Here is an 18,021-nt window from a genome sequence, read left to right on the forward strand (position 1 = left end):
GTGTCGGTGATCGCGTCGGCCACCGCGATCCCGGAAGATCGCGGTGGCCGAGGGGGCGATCCGTCAGTCGGCGCCGAGCGTGATGGCGGGGGACTCCGAGCCGGTGTACACCTCTTGCACGCCGCCGTCGATGAAGGTGGCGATGGCATCGAACGACGCCTCCGGCTGCAGGGCCCATGCCCGGTGCTCCGCCCCTTCGATGTAGACGACCTGCATGTCACGGTTCGCTTCGACGTAGGCGTACTGTGCCGTCCAGCTCACGTAGTCGAACTGCGGCTTGAGCATCATCGTCGGGATGTCCAGCTCTTCGAGACGCTGGATCGTGTCCGGCATGTGCTCCGTGAACTCGGAGTTGAGCTCCATGTTCGACATGAAGTTGAGTCCGAAGCCCGAATCCAGTGCTGTCGCCGACCACCGCTTGAGCTCGTCCTGCGACACGAGGTTGGCCGAAGCGCTTGTCATGCCGAACCCCTGCAAGGCGACTGCCACGAGGATCCGAGGGGTCAGCGCTTCCTGCATCTTCGCGACATCGCCACTGCGATTGTGGAAATCCGGGTCGAGACGCTCGAGCTTTGCCCCTTCGGCGGCCTCCGCTGCCGTGAGCTCGTCAGATGCGAGGTAGCCGCCGGGAGCCGTGAGGATCGCCTTCTCGACGTGGTCCGGGTAGTTCGCTGCGTAGGCCTCCACGATGTACCCACCGGCCGACTGGCCGATCAGGATTGCTTTCTCCGACCCCGTCTCCTCGCGGATGGCGTCGAGGTCAGCGAGCCAGCGCTCCTCGGTGTATTCGTCGAGTTCGAGGTCGGGTGAGAGACCTGCGCCCGGCTGATCGTAGAGATAGACATCGTGCCCGGTCTCGGCCAGCTGGGGGATGAAGCTGAAGTCCTGTTCGTCGGTGAACCCGCCGGGACCGCCGTGGACGTAGATGATCGGCGTCGGCGACGTCTCGTCGCCTTCTGCCTCATATTCCCAGTACGCGATGCGGGACCCGGTCTCGAGGTCCCAGAAGCTGGGCTCCGGCGCGGCGATGGGCGTCTCCGTACCCTCGACCGGGGCGAGCACGGTGGTGCCGGCGGTCACAGAGGCGACGACCAGAGTGGCGCCTGCGACCAGATAGGGAGACTTGCGTCGGCCCAGCGCGGGGCGCGGTCGTGTGTCCGAGGGCGGCCACGTCTTGTGGGCGAGAGCCGTCAGCAGCCAGGTAGCCCCGAAGAGGGCCACGGCACCCGCGATCAGACCCGCGACCAGGCTGATGTGCAGCCCGAGAACGGCGAAGACGACGGCGAGTGCAACGCCGACCACGATGGCCAGAATGGAGAGGATGATGGCGGCTGTGGTTCGGCCGAAGCGCGCTCCTCGGGAAAGAGGGCGTGAAGGACTGGTGTGCATGGGGTTCTTTCTTTGCATGGTGAAACGCGCGGGAGCGCGTGGGGTTCGTTCCCCGGGAAGGCGCACCCCGAGGTGTTGCGCGGAACACCCACCTCGGGAACGGGGGCGCGCAACAGGTGCGATCCATGAAGCTACGTCGACCTGGACTCGCGTGCGCGCTCAGGTGTGGCTTCTCCGTGTCGGTTGCGTCGATTGAGGTATTCAGACTCCTCGACCCGTGCGTGAGTTGCGTCCCTCTCCGTGCGGTGACCTCGACTATCGGAAGCCGTTGGACATGATCGTGTTGAGCGCGAGCACGATGATCAGGCCGTTGAAGAAGAAGCTGGACACGGAGTGCCAGACCACGGTCCACCGTGTGCGGCTGGAGAGCACGGTGACATCGGACGCGGCGAAGCTGCTTCCGACCGTGAAGGAGAAATACACGAAGTCCACCATGCGAGGAAGTGGGGTTCTGGGGAAGTCGAACTGCGGCTCGTCGGCCGTGAGACTGCGCTGGAAGTAGATCTGTGCGAAGCCCCAGTGCAGGAAACCCCACGCGAGAACCATCACCCACACGCCGATGATGGTCGTCCTCAGCCCGACGAGCCAGTCCGGGCTGAGAGCGAGGACACGGAGGGCGGCGGTGAGGCCGGTCATGCTCGCCAGGATCGTCGTGGACGTCGCCACGATCCGCGAAAGTCTGCTGGCGATGAAGCGATGCGGCCGAGCGTCCGCCGGGAGCCGGGCGGAGAGGCCGAGCCCGAGGAGTGCCAAAGAGGCATAGAGGGTCCCGACCAGAGCCCATGCGCCGAGCCAGTCGAGCTGCGCGACGCCGTTCTCGACGCCGAAGTTCACGATGACGCCCAGGACGATCATCGCCACCTGGCCGACGAGCGCCGCTCCATAGCCGATCGCGCCCCACCACCCTCTCGCCTGCCGAGTCGTCCGATCTCTCGACGGGCGAGCGGTCCTCCGCAACCGTCGCGAGCGATCACGCAGATCTGCGTGGCGTTCGTCGTTCGCGAACTCGCGCTTGTACATGAAGACCTTCCAGCCGGGACGAAAGATCTCATTCCAGCAGTCGTCATCGATGCGGAACGGCGGATCCCCGGGTGGTGAGAGGCGGCGGACCGGAAATTGGGTGCGTCGCGGTGCGGATCTGCGTGTCCATCCAGGGGACCCCGTGGGACGCTCGGCACTGATCCCGCCGGCGCGACTACTGAATCGCGACTATTCGCCACTCAAGCGTCGAATCCGAACCGTAGCGTGGCATCGGCGGCTGGGCGACCGCGCTCGACGACGAACAGGAATGATCACGATTTGTGGTCGATCATGTGAAAACGACCCCCTCTGTCTTGAATGGTGATATCTTCCGGGCACCGCGGGGAGATCAGATTACGACTCGCTGACGCGGGTCTTAGGTGCATCGGAGGATCAAGATGGACGTGAAGATCAGTACCCGCGCGAAAGTGCTGGCAGCAATCGGGATAATCGCCGTGGCAGCCGTGGGCGCGACCCTCGCGGCGTTCACCGACACAGGCAACGTGGAGACCACGTTCACCTCGGGGACACTGGACCTCAAGTTCGACGACGATCAGGACGGCAACCCGGACAACTACCTCGTCGACTTCAGCGCAGGGTTCGACAACCTCGCGCCGGGCGACTCCGTCGACCTCGACCTGCTCGTCTACAACTCCGGCACGATCGATGCGCTGCTCAGCCTCGGCGCCCCGATTCTGACGAACTCGGAGGGCACGCCGGCGACGGCTCTGGAGGACTACCTGACGGTCGTCATCACCGATACCGGCACGTCCACCGAGCTGTTCAACGGCACTTTGGCCTCGGCGTCGTTCACCGGGCTTGACATCTCCTCGGGCGGAGCGGCCAACGGGACCACTCTGAACATCGTCGTCTCCTTCGATTCGGCCGCTCCGGTCGGCGCCGCTGGACAGGGTGTCACGGTGGTGTTCCCGTTCGAAGCGACGCAGGCATAGCGCTGTCCGTCATGAGTGACATGGTCGGGGTCCCCTCAGAGCTCGTCTGGGTTCCGCCCGTCGTCACGGTCGAGAACATCAAGCCCGGCGACCCACAGGTGCGGACGCTCACGCTCACCAACAGCAACGACGTGCCTGTCGAGCTGTCCTCGGAGCTGATGCAGTCCGGTGATCTGTTCGGGGGCGACACTCCGCTCGACGTCAGCTTCTCGTTGTCGGAGGAAGGTCGGTGCTCGGACAACCCGGAGGCGATCCCGGCGCAGGCGACGGTCACGGTGACGATGGTCGCCGAGCTGCCCATCACCGCCGGAAACGAGTATCAGGGTCAGTCCGGGGTCGCGAACTACATCGTCACCGCGACCGAAGCAGACGTCTGCGTTCTCTCGAGTCCACCGGACAACCCACCGGACGCTCTGCCTCCGACGGGGGTGGCGGTCGGCGGGACGTTGCTTCTCGCGTTGGCATGCCTGGCGGTGGGCGCAGCGCTCCGCTTCGGGATGCGACGACGGCGGGAACGGCGGGGATCATGATCGACACCACCGCATCGACGCCTGCCTCGACGTCTACCTCGTCGTCAGGGAAGGGGTGGCGGGTGTTCTTGAACACCGCTGCGATCATCGGGGCCGCAGCGGTGGTGATCGCGCTCTTCGCCGCCATCATCGGAGCGCGAGTCCTCATCTTCTCCTCCGGCTCGATGGCTCCTGCGATCCCGGAGGGCTCCGCGGCGCTCACGATTCCTCAAGACACCGACGCGCTCCAGATCGGTGACGTGATCAGTGTCCCCCGTGCGGGGGACGGGAAACTGGTGACCCACCGCATCGTCGAACTGACTGTTCATGACGGGCTCACTCTCGCGACGCTGAAGGGCGATGCGAACCCCGCGGCTGACGCGGCGCCATATGCCCTCGGCGCCGAGACGCAGACGGTGGCGTTCGCGATTCCCCACGCCGGCGGGGCCCTTGCCGTGATGAAGTCGCCCTGGTTCCTCGGCGCAGTCGTCGCTCTGGTCGTGCTGGCAGCGATACCGACACGTCCCCATTCGCGCAAGAAGACAGAGCATACGAAGGCCGAGAGCCCGAAGACCGAGCAAGGACGAGAAGCATGACGACCCGACGACGCAGCCGCCTCGCCGCCTTCACCGCCGCCGTCGTGGTCGCGGTGGCGGGATCCGTGTTGGGAGCCAGCCAAGGGTCCGTCGCTCAGTTCGGGGACGCGGGCCGCGTGCAGTCGAGCGTGGCGGCTGTGGATTCCGTTCCGCTGAGCTTCGTCGGTATCGATGCCGGAGAGAACTACTCGATGGGGTGGACAGCTGCCGGTGAGATCTTCACCTGGGGCGGGAACTCCGGAGGCCAACTGGGAAACGGGAGTGTCGGCGGCTCACGTCTTGTTCCTGAAAAGGTGATGTTGCCGCCGGGGGTGGAGGTCGTCAAGGCGGACGGCGGGTTGGATACCGTCATCGCTCTCGCCGCGGACGGCGGCGTCTACACCTGGGGGAACGGGGCTATCAGCGGGACGAGCCCTACTCCTTCACGAAACGCGTTCTTCGACTCGCTCGGCGACCCGGTCGTCGGCGTCTCCAGCGGCGGCTATTACTACCTGGCGTGGACGCAGAGCGGAGCACTGTACTCGTGGGGTACCGGAGGAAGCGGTCGTCTCGGTCGCCCTGCGACGGGGCAGAGTCCGCCGGCGCGCGTGACGGCACAGGGCTTGGATACGCAGGTCGTCGTCGGCGCTGCCGCGGGACGCTTCCAAGGAATCGCCTCGGTCGACGGTGGTGCAGTCACGGTGGCGTGGGGCAGCGGGTTCGGGACTGCTGCGGGTGTGACGCTCACGGGGATCACCTCCACGGTCGGGGGTGTCGCGGCGGGCACCGACGTCGTCCTCGCCTGGGGTCAGGATGGGTCCCTCTTCTCCGCGACGTCTGCGGCGGCGTCGGTCGTCGTCGGTGCGACCGGCATCGTCGGAGCGGACGCCTCTTTCCCCGCTGCAGGCTCCTCGTCGTTCTACGCGTGGCGCGCAGACGGGGCCCTGTTCGCGTGGGGAGACAACAGTCAAGGACAGTTGGGGCTGGGGACCACCGGCGGGTCTGTGCCCTCACCGACGCCGGTGACGCTCGCCCCGGGGTCGGTCGCACTCCAGACCGGGGCCGGCGCAGATCATGCTCTGTATCTCGGGCAGGACGGCACGTTCAGCTCGGCGGGGAGCAACGCGTTCGGACAGCTGGGAACGGGCGACACCATCCCGCGGAACACCTTCGGCAGCGCGATCACGATCCTCCGCTGGCCGCAATGATCTTCGGCGGGCGATGAGAGGGGCGACTCATGAGTACGGCGAGCGTGGCTGATCCGCTCTACGGTGCTTCCTTGGGGCAAGCGATCACGAGGTTCTTTCGCAAGTACGCCACGTTCTCCGGTCGTGCGAGTCGCTCGGAGTATTGGTGGTGGCAACTCGCCACAACCGTCGTCTATCTGGTTCTGGCGGGCTCGACTTTTGCCATCGGCGTCGCGGGCGGCGAACTCGACACCGGAAATGCGGTCTTCTCCCTGGGACCCGCTTTCAACGTCGGGGTCACGCTCCTGGCGGTCTGGGCCCTGGCCACGCTCGTGCCGCAAATCGCGCTGGCCGTGCGACGCCTGCACGACACGAACCTCTCGGGGTGGTTCGTCCTGCTGCGGCTCATTCCGTCCGTCGGGGACATCGTGCTGTTGGTGCTGACGATACAGCCGTCCAATCCCGCGGGCGCGCGGTACGACAGGCGCTGAGCCGAGGTCTCTCCCGGGGCCCGGGGTCAGCGCCCGCCGGAGAACCCGCCGCCGCCTCCGCCCCCGGAGAACCCGCCGCCGAACGATCCGCCGGCGCTCGACGAGGCGCTCGTCGAGGGTGCCGTGTAGGTCGCGGCGGAGCGCGACGATGCCATGAACGCCGCGAGCTGCATCCGGACGGCGAAGGACGCGGGGTCGCCCATCCAGGTCGCTCCGCGATGCTCATGCGCATAGGCATGCTCGAGGACATCGCCCCATTCGTTCTCCATGCCGAACAGGATCGCGTAAGGGAGGAGCCGTTCGTACAGGTGGATGACGTCGGCGGTGCCGTCCGATCGACGTTCGGCGCCGCTGTAGGACTGGAGCATGCGCAGGCGATCCGCCTCGGCGACCCGGATGAACTCCTGCACGCCTTGCAGGTACTCGTAGGTGCGAGCGCCCTCTGCGGTGAGAACGGTGTGCTTCGAGAACGCGTACAGGCTCGACAGCAGAACGAGGAACGCGACGAAGGAGATCACGACCACACCGGGGATGGCGGAGAGGCGGCCGGTCGTGGCGGCCCAGATGCCGAGGGCCAGGCCGATCGCTGCGATGCCGATCGCGCACCACTGCAGGATGACGGCCGCGCGACTGCGGGCCTTCTCGGTCAGGCCACGCGATGCCGCGGCAACCTTCCCGCTCTGCTCCAGGGTGGACATCCGCGCGGCGAACGCCTCGTCTGCGGCAGGAACGTCGACGACACCGTCGGGGTCGGCGTCGGCGAAGAGCGCCTCGAGCGCGGCCTCGTCCAGCTCGTCGGACCCGGTCGTCGCCCGCAAACGCCGCAACCGGGGTTCCTCCGCCTGCGCGCCCTCTTCGATGCGCAGGCTGCCGCGCACGGCGAGGTGGACGATCTCGGCGGGGATCACGTCTTTCGCGCCGGGGATGATGGCGCCGGCGAGCAGTGGCGGAAGCGAATCCGGCACGTCGTACTGGGCGATGACGATCCCGGTCGCTCTCCGGCGTCGGCGCGTGAACCCTGCGACGGCCACCCAGCTGCCGACGGAGACGCCGACCGCACCGACGGCGGCGATCAGCGGGGCGATGTCGCCTACCGGATCCGGCGTCCGCGCGAGGGGCTGTGCGACGGTGTCCGCGTCGAAGCCGATTGCCACGGTCACTCCGTGACCGGCGGGGAGCTGGGCGGACTCGACCCGGAACGTCGCGGCCCCGCCGTCGGTGGTCGGGCCCTGAAGGTCGCACTCGTCCCTCGAGCCCGAAGCACCGGTGTAGCAGCGGGCGGAGCCGGTGAGCGCCGCCGACATCTCGCTGTCGAACGTGATGTCGGCACGGAAGCGTTCAATGGGCTGTGTGCTGTCGAGGGGGAGCAGGTCCCAATAGAACTCGTCCACCGACGGCGTCGACGACCCATCGGTCGGACTCGTCGCCAGCACCACGTCGCGCATCTCGTACTCGATCACGTACGTGGTGAGGCCCTGCACGTAGTCGTCGGTGCCGATGCTCACGAAGGTGAGTCCGTCTTCCTCGTCGGTCTCGTAGGGGACGGCAGTACCGTCTTCATCCGTGACCGCGATGATCCGCGTCTCGGTGCTGGCGCCCTGGTATGAGGTCGGCAGTCCCCGGACGATTCCGCGATTCTGATCGGTCTCGGGGAAGCGGGCGACCAGCGTCTCGGTCACCCGCATCAGCGCGCGGCCCTCCTGATCGAGTCCGACCTCGTAGTCGGCATCCCAGGAGGCATACGAGAAGTCGTCCACGTCCGCCGCGGAGACAGGTGCCGCTTCCGCGGTGACCGGCGCGGCGATCCCGGCAAGAGCGAGGGAGAGGGCAGCGAACGCGCGGAGGATCCGTGTGTGAGCCATTCTTCGAGGCTACCCAGCCTGTGCCGAGGGAAGAGACGCCGCCTCGGTAAACTGGGAACGACTTTCAAGGAGCCCCGCACATGACTGACGCGTCCGCCGCGCCCGAACCGGCCTCGAACGACCTCCCCGCCGAGGAAGACGTCCACGAACAGAAGGCCGTGCGACTCGCCAAGCGCGAGCGTCTGATCGAGAAGCGGACGGATGCCGGTGGGGGAGCTTTCCCGGTGGGCGTGCCGATCACGCACACCATCCCCGCGCTGCGCGCCGAGTACGGTGACCTCGAAGCCGGCGATGAGACCGGCGTCGTGGTCGGGGTCGCAGGTCGTGTGGTGTTCAGCCGGAACACCGGCAAGCTCTGCTTCGCGACGCTGCAGGCCGGTGACGGCGCACGCATCCAGGCGATGATCTCGCTCGCGAACGTCGGCGAGGAGTCGCTGGCGGACTGGAAGGAGTACGTCGACCTCGGCGATCACGTCTTCGTGCACGGAGAAGTGATCTCCAGCCGTCGCGGAGAGCTGTCGATCATGGCCGATGGGTGGGAGATCGCGTCGAAGGCAGTCCTGCCTCTCCCCAACGCCTACTCCGAGCTCAGCGAGGAAGGGCGCGTGCGCAGCCGCTACCTCGATCTCATCGTCCGTGAGCAGGCACGCACCACGGTCCGTGCGCGTGCGGCCGTGAACGCGAGCCTGCGTGCCACCTTCACCAGCCACGACTACCTCGAGGTCGAGACCCCGATGCTGCAGGTGCAGCACGGAGGGGCATCCGCACGCCCGTTCATCACCCACTCGAACGCCTTCGACACGGAGCTGTACCTGCGCATCGCGCCGGAGCTGTATCTGAAGCGCGCGGTCGTCGGGGGCATCGAGCGTGTCTACGAGATCAACCGCAACTTCCGGAATGAGGGTGCGGATTCCACGCACAGCCCCGAGTTCGCGATGCTCGAGGCCTATCAGGCCTATGGCGACTACAACCAGATGGCCGCGTTGACGCAGGAACTCGTGCAGAAGGCGGCGATCGCGGTCGCGGGATCGACGACCGTGACCTGGGCCGATGGCACCGAGTACGACCTCGGCGGCGAGTGGGACCGCATCTCGATGTACGAGTCGCTCTCCGCAGCATCGGGCCGCACGGTCACCCCGCAGGACTCCGTCGAAGACCTCATCGCCTTCGCCGAGCAGACCGGTGTCGACCTTCCGCCTCAGGCCACCCACGGCAAGCTCGTCGAAGAGCTGTGGGAGCACTTCGTGAAGGGCGACCTGGTGCGCCCGACGTTCGTGATGGACTTCCCCGTCGACACCTCGCCCCTCGTGCGTGAACACCGCTCGATCGACGGCGTCGTGGAGAAGTGGGACCTGTACATCCGTGGGTTCGAGCTGGCGACCGGATACTCCGAGCTCGTCGACCCCGTGATCCAGCGCGAGCGCTTCGTGGAGCAGGCGAAGCTCGCCGCACGGGGTGACGTCGAGGCGATGCCTGTCGACGAGGAGTTCCTGCGAGCACTCGAGCACGGCATGCCGCCATCCGGGGGGATGGGCATGGGGATCGACCGTCTGCTGATGGCGATCACCGGCCTGGGGATCCGCGAGACCATCCTCTTCCCGCTGGTGAAGTAGTCCGCGGGGCCCGGCGTTCATCGTGCCGGGCCCCGACGGAACGCCCATTCCGGCAACAGGGCGCTGCCGATCATGGTCTCCAGCAACGCTGCGAGAGGGTAGCCGGGATCGATCTCGCGCACCAGATCGAGGTAGTGACCCGCATGCGTGGCGCGGCCGAGGGCCCAGGACAACCACGCCGCCGCCGTCAGCGGTGCCGGTCGTGAAGCCCGCGGTGCCCGTGCGGCCGCCGCGCGGACGGCCGAGAGGGCGACGCGAAGCCGTGCCGGGTCCGGGCCGGGCCCCTGCCCCAGGAACAACCGCCCCAGTTCGTCCGGGACCATCTCGCCGCTGGTCGCGAAGGCCATCTGTGCGCTGTAGGCGCGCTTGCCGCCGAGGAGATCGGTGGCCCACTGGGCGATCGCCACATCTCGCAGAAGCGGGCGCTCGAGACACCACAGCAACGTCGCGGTCGCGAACGGCGGGAGCGTATCGGGAGTCGCGAGCACGGACTCGAAGAGCGCCGGGATGTCTTCCAACAGCACGAGCGCAGCGATCAGCTGGGGGTTCTCGCGTCCGGTCACACGCGCACTGCGTCCCGTCTCCTCCTGATCGAGCAGTGCCGTCAGCTCCTGCATCGCTCGCCCGACCCTTTCCTTCTCTGCGAGGTCGACCTCGGGAAGCTCCGCTCCGGCCCACTGATCCCCGGAGACATCGCCCACCGATGGCACCTCCGCGGGCGGGAGGACCTCCGCGAGGGGGTGGAGACGCGGCGCCGGGTCGAGATAGCTCGACCATCCCGACGGTGTCACACAGAGCGCGTCGACCACTCGGAGACCAGCATCCTCCGCGGACCCCAGCACCTCGTCGACGGCAACGGCGTACGGCAGCACGAGCCCGTCGCGGGTGGCCTGGGACTCCTCGTCGGTGTAGACCACGAGTGCCACGGCATCGGTGCCGGTGACGCGGGACGCCAGGCCCACTGCCGCATGAGCGTAGTGCTCGAGATCGGTCTCGTCGTCGGGGAGGTCCAGCCGCATGGCTCCCTCGGTGCGGGCGCCGCAGAAAGGGAGCAGGACGATGCTCCGACGAGGTGTGAACCCGGCGAGAGGGGGGACCAGGGCGAGGAACGCGGCGGAATCGGTGGCACGAAGAACTGTTGTCATGCCGAGAGTGTCGCGGAACGCGTGGTCACGCAGGGCGGAAGGGGCGGGCTGTGGACGCGGATCCTGAAAGAGGGGGAATGTGCACGAAGAGTGGCTCGCGTACCATGGGGTGATGGACAACTTCTGGCTCGCCGCGGCATGGTCTCTCCTGCCGACCGTCGGAGTGAGCATCGTGTTCGTCTTCGTGCTCCGCGGCATCCTTCGCTTCGATCGCAAAGAGCGCAAGGTCCACGCGCAGATCGAGGCCGAAGAGCGCGCGGCGCGCGGCCTCCCGCCGCGCGTCTGAGTCCGACCCATCCGCTACTGTGAAGCCAGCACACCGGCTCCGGTGTGAGTCCGAGGTGATCGTCACCACGGTGTGAGGGGACACGATGACCGCGGAGACCTGGGGCTGGTGGATAGCCGCCTTCCTCGTGGCCCTCGACATCGTCATCCGCGTGACGGCGATCATCGTCATCCCGCGCAATCGCCGACCGACGGCCGCGATGGCCTGGCTCCTCGCGGTCTTCTTCATCCCGTTCGTCGGCGTGTTCCTCTTCCTGCTGATCGGAAACCCACGGCTCCCGCGTGCCCGGCGGCGCAAGCAGGACCAGATCAACGAATACATCGCCCAGACGAGTGAGCACCTGCACTTCGGGACTCTGCGTCCGAACGCCCCCGAGTGGTTGGGGCCCATCGTCCAGATGAATCAGAAGCTCGGCGCGCTGCCGCTCTCGGGTGACAACGGCGCCCACCTGATCTCGGACTACCAGGAGTCCCTCGACGAGATGGCCGAGGCCATCCGCACCGCTCAGGAGTACGTGCACGTCGAGTTCTACATCCTGCAAGCGGATGCGTCGACGGACAACTTCTTCCGAGCGCTCGAAGAGGTCTCGGCGCGTGGCGTCGAGGTGAGAGTCCTCCTCGATCACTGGGCCAACCGCGGCAAGCCCCGGTACAAGCAGACCATCGCCCGTCTCGACGCCATGGGCGCCGACTGGCATCTTATGCTCCCCGTGCAGCCGTTCAAGGGCAAGATGCAGCGTCCTGACCTGCGCAATCACCGCAAGCTCCTGGTCGTCGACGGCAACATCGCGTTCCTGGGCTCGCAGAACATCACGGACTCGACGTACAACCTGCCGAAGAACATCAAGCGCGGTCTGCACTGGGTCGACCTCATGGTCCGTCTGGACGGTCCCGTGGTGCTGAGTGTCAACGCGATCTTCGTGGCCGACTGGTACAGCGAGACCGACACGGTCCTCGAGGGGATCGACATCGCCCATGCGAACATGGGCTCGGGCGACCTCGACTGCCAGGTCGTGCCGTCGGGACCGGGGTTCGAGGTCGAGAACAACCTCCGGCTCTTCCTCGGGCTGCTGTACGCGGCCAAGAAGAAGATCATGATCGTCAGCCCCTACTTCGTCCCCGACGAAGCGCTCCTGCTGGCGGTGACCGCAGCCGTCGACCGAGGCGTCCACGTGGAGCTCTTCGTGTCGGAGGAGGGCGATCAGGCGATGGTCTACCACGCCCAACGCAGCTACTACGAGGTGCTGCTCAAGGCCGGCGTGCGGATCTGGATGTATCGCAAGCCGTACATCCTGCACACCAAGACGCTCACGATCGACGACGGGGTCGCGGTCATCGGGTCCAGCAACATGGACATGCGCTCCTTCGGTCTGAACCTCGAAGTCTCGATGCTGGTGCGGGGCGAGGAGTTCGTCGCCGAGATGCGCGAAGTCGAGGACAAGTACCGCTCGCTCAGTCGCGAGCTGACCCTCGAGGAGTGGATGCAGCAGCCGCTGCGCTCCACCGTGCTCGACAACCTGGCGCGTCTCACCTCCGCCCTGCAGTAGCACGCGAGTGCCTTCCGGGTGATCGTGGCGCGGGATACTCTGTGTGCATGACCTCCGCGCTGCGTCCCCTCGCCTCCGTCGTCGGCCTCGTCGCCGCCGCGTTCCTCGTCGCAGGGTGCACCGCCGGGCCGGGTGCGGACACCCCGACGAGTTCACCGGCTCCGAGCGCCGGAGACGTCGACGATCAGAACGACATGGAGGGCGCCCTGCTCGATGACGGCCGCATGTTCGCGGTCGTCACGTGGGGATCGTCGACCTGCGTGCCGCAGGTGGACCAGGTCGCGGGCGACGGTCAGACCGTGACCGTGACCCTGGCGGATCCGGCCGCGGAGGCGGAGAAGCCGTGCACGGCCGATCTCGCTCCGCGGGCGAGCCTCGGCGCCCTGCCCGAAGGAGTGGACCCGACGAAGGACATCACCCTGAACGTCACCTACGGCGATCTCACCGACGACATCGACCTCGACGGCGACCCCGCTGCCGCAGGAACGCCTGGAAGCTCGACCGAGTACCTGCCGACCGCCGGCTGGTTCGACGACGGTGCTCTCGTGCTGCTCACCTGGGGATCCTCGAGCTGCGTCCCGGTCGTGGAGTCCCTCGAGGGCTCCGGTACCTCCGGCACCGCCACCTTCGTCACCGATGACGATCAGGTCTGCACGATGGACATGGGGCCGCGGGCGACCATGCTCGCGTTCGGTGACGACACCGTCGAGGACGACGGCACCTTCACACTGACGCTCGTCGGCGGCGGTCTCGACGGAACGGTCGAGGTCCGGTAGCGTCGCGGTCGCTCTCAGAGCATGTGCACCGGGTGGCCGGGGGGAAGCGCCAGCAGGAGCGCTCCCGGGTCGGCCCAGCAGGTGATCCGCACGGCTTCACCGAATTCATCCCCGTCGAGTTCGATCGGGATCGGTCCGGGCACAGCTGCTTCGGCGGCTGCCCCGTGGAAGTAGTGCACCGAGGCGTTCTTGCCGCGACGTTCGAGCACGCGACGCCCGGCACGGAAGCGCCGCAGCACCGAGTTGTCCCACCAGATCTTGCGCCAGACGGCGAACCATCCGAGGACCCCGGTGGGTTTGATGACGGCGATGTCGAGGGATGCGTCGGCGATCGACCCGTCGGGGATCAGAGCGATGCCGGCGGGAAGGGTCCCGCAGTTCGCGAAGAGCAGGCTGTACGCGCGATGCGAATGCAGGCGGCCGTCATCGACCTGGTAGACCGCACGGAAGGGCTTCGCGCGGGGCAGTGACCGCGCGGCGCCGTCGACGTATGCGATCCATCCGACCGATTTCTTCAGGTTCGAGCGGGTGTTCGCGATCATGTCCGCATCCAGACCCATGCCGGCGAGAACCACGAAGGCGTGTTCCTGCTCCTCACCGTCGGCTCTGGTCAGGCGCGCCCAGCCGATGTCGATCGCGTGCCGGAAGTCGCCGAGAGCGGCTCGGATCATCTCCGTCGGGTCGGCGAGCGGAAGTCCGAGGTTACGGGCGAGGAGATTCCCGGTGCCGCTGGGCAGGATCGCCAACGGGACTCCGGTGTTCGCGATCGCTTCGGACACGGCGCGGACCGTGCCGTCGCCGCCCGCCACCAGGACGACGTCGACGCCGCGTTCGAGAGCCTGTGCAGTGGCCTGCTGCCCGGCATCCTCCACCGTCGTCGGGTAGAAGGCCGGGTGTTCCCACCCCGCTTCGCGGGACAGGTCCCTCACGGCTTCACGGAGATGCTTCCCGTCGACCTTGATCGGGTTGTAGACGAGCGCCGCCTGTCGTCGAACGGTGGCGGGCGTGGTCATGGCGCTACTCTAATCCGCGATGCCGCGTCTCGCGGACTGCGCACATCCGTCCAGCCGAAGGGCGGTGTCTGCCGCACCGTAGACTTGGAAGATGATCGACCTCGCACTCCTCCGCGAAGAACCGGAGACCGTCCGCCGTTCGCAGGCTGCTCGTGGAAACGACCAGAGCACCGTCGACGTCGCACTCGAGGCCGATCGATCGCGGAGGGCTGCGCTGTCCGCCTTCGAGGAGTTGCGCGCGGAGCAGAACGCTTTCGGCAAGCAGGTCGCGAAAGCCCCGAAGGAAGAGAAGGCGGCGCTCGTCGCGCAGGCCAAGGACTTGGCGGAGCGCGTCAAGCAGGCCCAGCACGCGGCGAACGACGCGGCCGAGGCGGCATCCGCTGCGCTGGCCCGCATCGAGAACGTCGTGATCGACGGGGTGCCGGCCGGCGGCGAGGCTGACTTCGTCGAGCTGCGTCGGGTCGGAGACGTCCCCGCCTTCGACTTCGAGCCGCGCGACCACCTGGAACTCGGCGAGCTTCTCGGCGCGATCGACATGGAGCGCGGCGCGAAGGTCTCGGGCGCGCGGTTCTACTTCCTGCGTGGCATCGGCGCGCGCCTCGAGATCGCGCTCATGAACCTCGCGCTCGACAAGGCACTGCAGAACGGCTTCGTGCCGTTGATCACGCCGACCCTCGTCCGCCCCGAGATCATGCAGGGGACCGGCTTCCTCGGTGAGCACGCCGACGAGGTCTATCACCTCGACAAGGATGACGATCTCTACCTGGTCGGCACCAGTGAGGTCGCGCTCGCCGGGTACCACAAGGATGAGATCGTCGATCTCGGCGATGGCGCCCTCCGCTACGCGGGGTGGTCGACGTGCTACCGGCGCGAGGCCGGCTCCCACGGCAAGGACACCCGCGGCATCATTCGCGTGCACCAGTTCAACAAGCTCGAGATGTTCGTCTACACGACCGCGGAAGACGCCGAGGCCGAGCACCTTCGCCTCGTCGCGCTGCAGGAGGAGATGCTGACCTCGCTCGGTCTTGCTTATCGCGTGATCGACGTCGCCGCGGGAGACCTCGGGTCGAGCGCCGCACGCAAGTACGACATCGAAGCGTGGGTGCCCACTCAAGGCGCGTTCCGTGAACTCACGTCGACCTCGAACTGCACCACGTTCCAGGCCCGCCGCCTTGACGTGCGCTACCGGCCGGCGGTCGACGCGTCAGAAGGCGCGGCGAAGACGCAGCACGTCGCCACGCTCAACGGAACGCTCGCCACCACCCGCTGGATCGTTGCGCTGCTCGAGACGCATCAGCAGGCCGACGGCTCGGTGCGGGTGCCCGAGGTTCTGCGCCCGTACCTCGGCGGCCTCGACGTGATCCGACCGCTCGACGAGGGGCGGGCAGCTCGGTGACGGCGTCTTGGCTCGTCGGCCTCGACGTCGACGGAACGATCCTGCTGCAGGACGAGACCATGAGTCCCGGAGTTCCCGAAGCGATCGCGCGGGTTCGCGATGCCGGCCATGTGGTCACGATCGCCACCGGGCGCAGCTGGATGGCGACGCGGCGCTACGTCGAAGAGCTCGGCCTCACCGCGGACTATGTCGTGTGCTCCAACGGTGCGGTCACGATGCGTCGCGACGGAGACGACTGGGAGCGCTGGAGCGTCGAGACGTTCGACCCGACCCCCGTCCTCGGACTGCTGCGCGACCGCCTCCCCGAGGCCCGGTACATGGTCGAGCTCGCGTCCGGGCAGCGGCTGTACACCGAGCAGCTCGACGACTGGACGCTCGACGGCGGTCGCCAGGTCGACTTCGAGGAGCTCGGCCGACTCCCGGTGTCGCGCATCGTGGTCGTCTCGCCCGGGCACGACGAGGACGACTTCCACCGGCTCGTCGCGGATGCCGGTCTCAACGAGGTCTCGTACGCGATCGGTTGGACGGCCTGGCTGGACATCGCCCCGCAGGGCGTCGACAAGGGGACCGCACTGGAGCTGGTGCGCACCGAACTGGGACTCGACGGAGGGCGCATCCTCGTCGCCGGCGATGGTCGCAACGACATCGGTATGTTCGGCTGGGCGCGTGCTCTCGACGGACGGGCCGTGGCGATGGGTCAGGCCCCCGCGGAAGTGAAGGATGCCGCGAGCGAGGTGACGGCAGACGTGCAGGACGGCGGCCTGGCACAGGCCCTCGACACGCTTCCAGCACCCGCCCAGGTCAGCGCGGGAGAATAGAACTCGGCTAGACTCACGCCTTGTCGACAGATGCGTCTGTCGAGGAGGGTTGTCCGAGCGGCCGATGGAGCTGGTCTTGAAAACCAGTGGGCAGAGATGTCTCGTGGGTTCGAATCCCACACCCTCCGCAGCTGAGCACGGTGGCCCCTCACCGGCGCTGAATCCGAAAGGCCCCGAGTGAGCGAGAACCCCCGCCGCCGCCGCACGGTCGCGCGACACGGTCAGCTGGCGACCCCCGGTCCCGTCAACCAGCTGCTGAAGCTCATCGCGATCGGTCTGGCAGTGGTGCTCGTCAGTGGGTTCGGTGTCGCGGCCTACATCGCGTACGACTTCTCGAGCACGGTCGCCGCGAACGCCGTCGACCTCGAGGGTCAGGAGGCGGTCCCGCCGGACATCGGTGAGTATGAAGAAGGTTTCAACCTCGTCCTCACCGGCGTCGACACCTGCGAAGAGAAGTACGCGGGTCTGTTCGGCGAACGGTGCACCGGTAGCGATGCCGGCGGCACCCTCAACGACGTGAATCTCCTGGTGCACGTCTCTCAGGAGCCGCGTCGCATCACCGTCGTGAGCTTCCCCCGCGACCTGATGATCCCGATCCCGGAGTGCGTCGATGACGAGGGCAACGTCCGCTCGGCGATGAGCAAGCAGCCGCTCAACACGGCGTACACCGACGGTGGTCTCAACTGCGTCGTCAAGACGATCTCGGAGCTGACGGATCAGGAGATCCAGTTCGCGGCCTCCGTCACCTTCGGCGGCGTGATCGAGATCACCAACGCGATCGGCGGCGTCGACGTGTGCCTCGCCAATCCGATCAAGGACCGCTACACCGGCCTCGACATGGCCGCGGGCACGCACACCGTCGAAGGCCTGCAGGCCCTCCAGTTCCTGCGGACGCGCCACGGTGTCGGTGACGGTAGCGACCTCGGCCGCATCGGCAACCAGCAGCAGTACATGTCGAGCCTCGCCCGCAAGATGATCAGTGGTGAGGTGCTCGGTAACGTCCCGGTCATGCTCAAGCTCGCCAACACCGCGCTCAGCAATCTGGAAGCCAGCACCTCGTTGGCGAACAACCCGATGACGCTCGTGCAGATCGCGCTCGCGGTGAAGTCGGTGCCGTTCGAAGACATCGTCTTCGTGCAGTACCCGACCGGGGCGGACTACGCTGACCCGAACAAGGTCGTCCCGAACCAGGAGGCCGCCGCAGCCCTCTGGGATGCGATCGAGGCGAACGCGCAGCTGCAGATCACGCACCAGAACACCAGCAACGACGGCGTAATCGTGCAGGAGCCGACCGAGCCCGTCACCGAGGCCACGCCGGATCCCACGGCCACCCCGGACACCGTGGTGGCGTTGCCGGACTCGATCAAGGGCAACTCGGCCGCGCAGACGACCTGCTCCAACGGCAACGTCCGCTGAGACGCCTGCGCTCCGTGCAATTCGCT

The 18,021-nt window shown here is 67.2% G+C and carries 17 protein-coding genes and 1 tRNA gene; 13 read left to right on the plus strand and 5 right to left on the minus strand.

Going from position 1 to position 18,021, the window contains the following annotated elements:
* Window positions 1–63: 63 nt before the first annotated feature.
* Both FGL91_RS07695 and FGL91_RS07700 read right to left on the minus strand, forming a co-directional pair.
* Window positions 64–1,389 (minus strand): alpha/beta hydrolase, encoded by a 1,326-nt coding sequence (locus tag FGL91_RS07695; protein WP_227991971.1) that lies wholly within the window; start codon window positions 1,387–1,389, stop codon window positions 64–66.
* 255 nt (window positions 1,390–1,644) lie between these two features.
* Window positions 1,645–2,409, minus strand: coding sequence for a DUF1345 domain-containing protein (locus tag FGL91_RS07700; RefSeq protein ID WP_131492940.1), 765 nt, complete (start codon window positions 2,407–2,409; stop codon window positions 1,645–1,647).
* A gap of 398 nt (window positions 2,410–2,807) precedes the next feature.
* Between FGL91_RS07700 and FGL91_RS07705 the strand changes: the two genes are divergently transcribed.
* From FGL91_RS07705 to FGL91_RS07725, 5 genes are read left to right on the plus strand one after another with little or no spacing between them, the layout of a single operon-like run.
* Window positions 2,808–3,362 (plus strand): TasA family protein, encoded by a 555-nt coding sequence (locus tag FGL91_RS07705; RefSeq protein ID WP_131492938.1) that lies wholly within the window; start codon window positions 2,808–2,810, stop codon window positions 3,360–3,362.
* An 11-nt stretch (window positions 3,363–3,373) separates the two neighbouring features.
* A complete protein-coding gene (locus FGL91_RS07710) occupies window positions 3,374–3,892 on the plus strand; it encodes a hypothetical protein (RefSeq protein ID WP_131492937.1) in 519 nt (172 codons plus the stop codon).
* A complete protein-coding gene (locus FGL91_RS07715; protein WP_165875450.1) occupies window positions 3,889–4,467 on the plus strand; it encodes a signal peptidase I in 579 nt (192 codons plus the stop codon). The genes FGL91_RS07710 and FGL91_RS07715 overlap by 4 nt, the downstream gene beginning before the upstream one ends.
* The gene (locus FGL91_RS07720) at window positions 4,464–5,654 is read left to right on the plus strand and encodes an RCC1 domain-containing protein (RefSeq protein ID WP_131492935.1); all 1,191 of its coding nucleotides are present in this window, start codon (window positions 4,464–4,466) and stop codon (window positions 5,652–5,654) included. Before FGL91_RS07715 ends, FGL91_RS07720 begins: the two co-directional genes overlap by 4 nt.
* Window positions 5,655–5,683: 29 nt before the next feature.
* A complete protein-coding gene (locus FGL91_RS07725) occupies window positions 5,684–6,124 on the plus strand; it encodes a DUF805 domain-containing protein (RefSeq protein WP_131492934.1) in 441 nt (146 codons plus the stop codon).
* Window positions 6,125–6,150: 26 nt separating this feature from the next.
* Here the strand turns inward: FGL91_RS07725 and FGL91_RS07730 are convergent, their stop codons facing one another.
* Window positions 6,151–7,986: a DUF2207 domain-containing protein gene (locus FGL91_RS07730; protein WP_153243533.1), complete on the minus strand. Its 1,836-nt coding sequence runs from the start codon at window positions 7,984–7,986 to the stop codon at window positions 6,151–6,153.
* Between the two features lie 80 nt (window positions 7,987–8,066).
* On the opposite strand from FGL91_RS07730, the gene lysS reads away from it, so the two are divergent.
* Window positions 8,067–9,599 (plus strand): lysine--tRNA ligase, encoded by a 1,533-nt coding sequence (lysS, locus tag FGL91_RS07735; protein WP_131492930.1) that lies wholly within the window; start codon window positions 8,067–8,069, stop codon window positions 9,597–9,599.
* A 17-nt stretch (window positions 9,600–9,616) separates the two neighbouring features.
* Here lysS and FGL91_RS07740 read toward each other — a convergent pair whose 3' ends face one another.
* Window positions 9,617–10,744 carry a DUF4192 family protein gene (locus tag FGL91_RS07740; protein ID WP_153243534.1) on the minus strand — a complete coding sequence of 376 codons (1,128 nt, stop codon included), beginning with the start codon at window positions 10,742–10,744 and terminating at the stop codon, window positions 9,617–9,619.
* A 112-nt stretch (window positions 10,745–10,856) separates the two neighbouring features.
* On the opposite strand from FGL91_RS07740, the gene FGL91_RS18910 reads away from it, so the two are divergent.
* The 3 genes from FGL91_RS18910 to FGL91_RS07750 all read left to right on the plus strand — a co-directional run bounded on the left by FGL91_RS18910 (window position 10,857) and on the right by FGL91_RS07750 (window position 13,352).
* Window positions 10,857–11,030, plus strand: a complete 174-nt coding sequence (locus tag FGL91_RS18910; RefSeq protein WP_165875449.1) for a hypothetical protein — start codon at window positions 10,857–10,859, stop codon at window positions 11,028–11,030.
* An 85-nt stretch (window positions 11,031–11,115) separates the two neighbouring features.
* On the plus strand, window positions 11,116–12,576 hold the full coding sequence (gene cls / locus FGL91_RS07745) for a cardiolipin synthase (protein ID WP_153243535.1): 1,461 nt from the start codon (window positions 11,116–11,118) through the stop codon (window positions 12,574–12,576).
* 47 nt (window positions 12,577–12,623) lie between these two features.
* Window positions 12,624–13,352, plus strand: coding sequence for a hypothetical protein (locus FGL91_RS07750; RefSeq protein WP_153243536.1), 729 nt, complete (start codon window positions 12,624–12,626; stop codon window positions 13,350–13,352).
* A 14-nt stretch (window positions 13,353–13,366) separates the two neighbouring features.
* Here the strand turns inward: FGL91_RS07750 and FGL91_RS07755 are convergent, their stop codons facing one another.
* Window positions 13,367–14,365, minus strand: coding sequence for a diacylglycerol/lipid kinase family protein (locus FGL91_RS07755; protein WP_153243537.1), 999 nt, complete (start codon window positions 14,363–14,365; stop codon window positions 13,367–13,369).
* Window positions 14,366–14,456: 91 nt separating this feature from the next.
* Here FGL91_RS07755 and serS point away from each other — a divergent pair, with 91 nt between their 5' ends.
* The 4 genes from serS to FGL91_RS07775 all read left to right on the plus strand — a co-directional run bounded on the left by serS (window position 14,457) and on the right by FGL91_RS07775 (window position 17,995).
* Window positions 14,457–15,761, plus strand: coding sequence for a serine--tRNA ligase (serS, locus tag FGL91_RS07760; RefSeq protein ID WP_047521259.1), 1,305 nt, complete (start codon window positions 14,457–14,459; stop codon window positions 15,759–15,761).
* Window positions 15,758–16,579, plus strand: a complete 822-nt coding sequence (locus FGL91_RS07765; RefSeq protein ID WP_153243538.1) for an HAD family hydrolase — start codon at window positions 15,758–15,760, stop codon at window positions 16,577–16,579. The genes serS and FGL91_RS07765 overlap by 4 nt, the downstream gene beginning before the upstream one ends.
* Before the next feature lie 43 nt (window positions 16,580–16,622).
* Window positions 16,623–16,707: transfer RNA gene (locus FGL91_RS07770), tRNA-Ser, on the plus strand.
* A 49-nt stretch (window positions 16,708–16,756) separates the two neighbouring features.
* Window positions 16,757–17,995: an LCP family protein gene (locus FGL91_RS07775; protein WP_131492922.1), complete on the plus strand. Its 1,239-nt coding sequence runs from the start codon at window positions 16,757–16,759 to the stop codon at window positions 17,993–17,995.
* The last annotated feature ends 26 nt before the right edge of the window (window positions 17,996–18,021 follow it).

Source organism: Microbacterium sp. CBA3102, assembly GCF_007954505.1.
GTDB lineage: Bacteria > Actinomycetota > Actinomycetes > Actinomycetales > Microbacteriaceae > Microbacterium > Microbacterium aurugineum.

Bases quoted from the DNA above. Each gene is read 5' to 3' on its own strand.
- FGL91_RS07755 (WP_153243537.1), bottom strand. From the start codon at position 14,365: ATGACCACGCCCGCCACCGTTCGACGACAGGCGGCGCTCGTCTACAAC.
- FGL91_RS07740 (WP_153243534.1), bottom strand. From the start codon at position 10,744: ATGACAACAGTTCTTCGTGCCACCGATTCCGCCGCGTTCCTCGCCCTG.
- FGL91_RS07705 (WP_131492938.1), top strand. From the start codon at position 2,808: ATGGACGTGAAGATCAGTACCCGCGCGAAAGTGCTGGCAGCAATCGGG.
- FGL91_RS07695 (WP_227991971.1), bottom strand. From the start codon at position 1,389: ATGCACACCAGTCCTTCACGCCCTCTTTCCCGAGGAGCGCGCTTCGGC.
- lysS (WP_131492930.1), top strand. From the start codon at position 8,067: ATGACTGACGCGTCCGCCGCGCCCGAACCGGCCTCGAACGACCTCCCC.
- serS (WP_047521259.1), top strand. From the start codon at position 14,457: ATGATCGACCTCGCACTCCTCCGCGAAGAACCGGAGACCGTCCGCCGT.
- FGL91_RS07710 (WP_131492937.1), top strand. From the start codon at position 3,374: ATGAGTGACATGGTCGGGGTCCCCTCAGAGCTCGTCTGGGTTCCGCCC.
- FGL91_RS07730 (WP_153243533.1), bottom strand. From the start codon at position 7,986: ATGGCTCACACACGGATCCTCCGCGCGTTCGCTGCCCTCTCCCTCGCT.
- FGL91_RS07720 (WP_131492935.1), top strand. From the start codon at position 4,464: ATGACGACCCGACGACGCAGCCGCCTCGCCGCCTTCACCGCCGCCGTC.
- FGL91_RS07750 (WP_153243536.1), top strand. From the start codon at position 12,624: ATGACCTCCGCGCTGCGTCCCCTCGCCTCCGTCGTCGGCCTCGTCGCC.
- cls (WP_153243535.1), top strand. From the start codon at position 11,116: ATGACCGCGGAGACCTGGGGCTGGTGGATAGCCGCCTTCCTCGTGGCC.
- FGL91_RS07715 (WP_165875450.1), top strand. From the start codon at position 3,889: ATGATCGACACCACCGCATCGACGCCTGCCTCGACGTCTACCTCGTCG.
- FGL91_RS07700 (WP_131492940.1), bottom strand. From the start codon at position 2,409: ATGTACAAGCGCGAGTTCGCGAACGACGAACGCCACGCAGATCTGCGT.
- FGL91_RS18910 (WP_165875449.1), top strand. From the start codon at position 10,857: ATGGACAACTTCTGGCTCGCCGCGGCATGGTCTCTCCTGCCGACCGTC.
- FGL91_RS07725 (WP_131492934.1), top strand. From the start codon at position 5,684: ATGAGTACGGCGAGCGTGGCTGATCCGCTCTACGGTGCTTCCTTGGGG.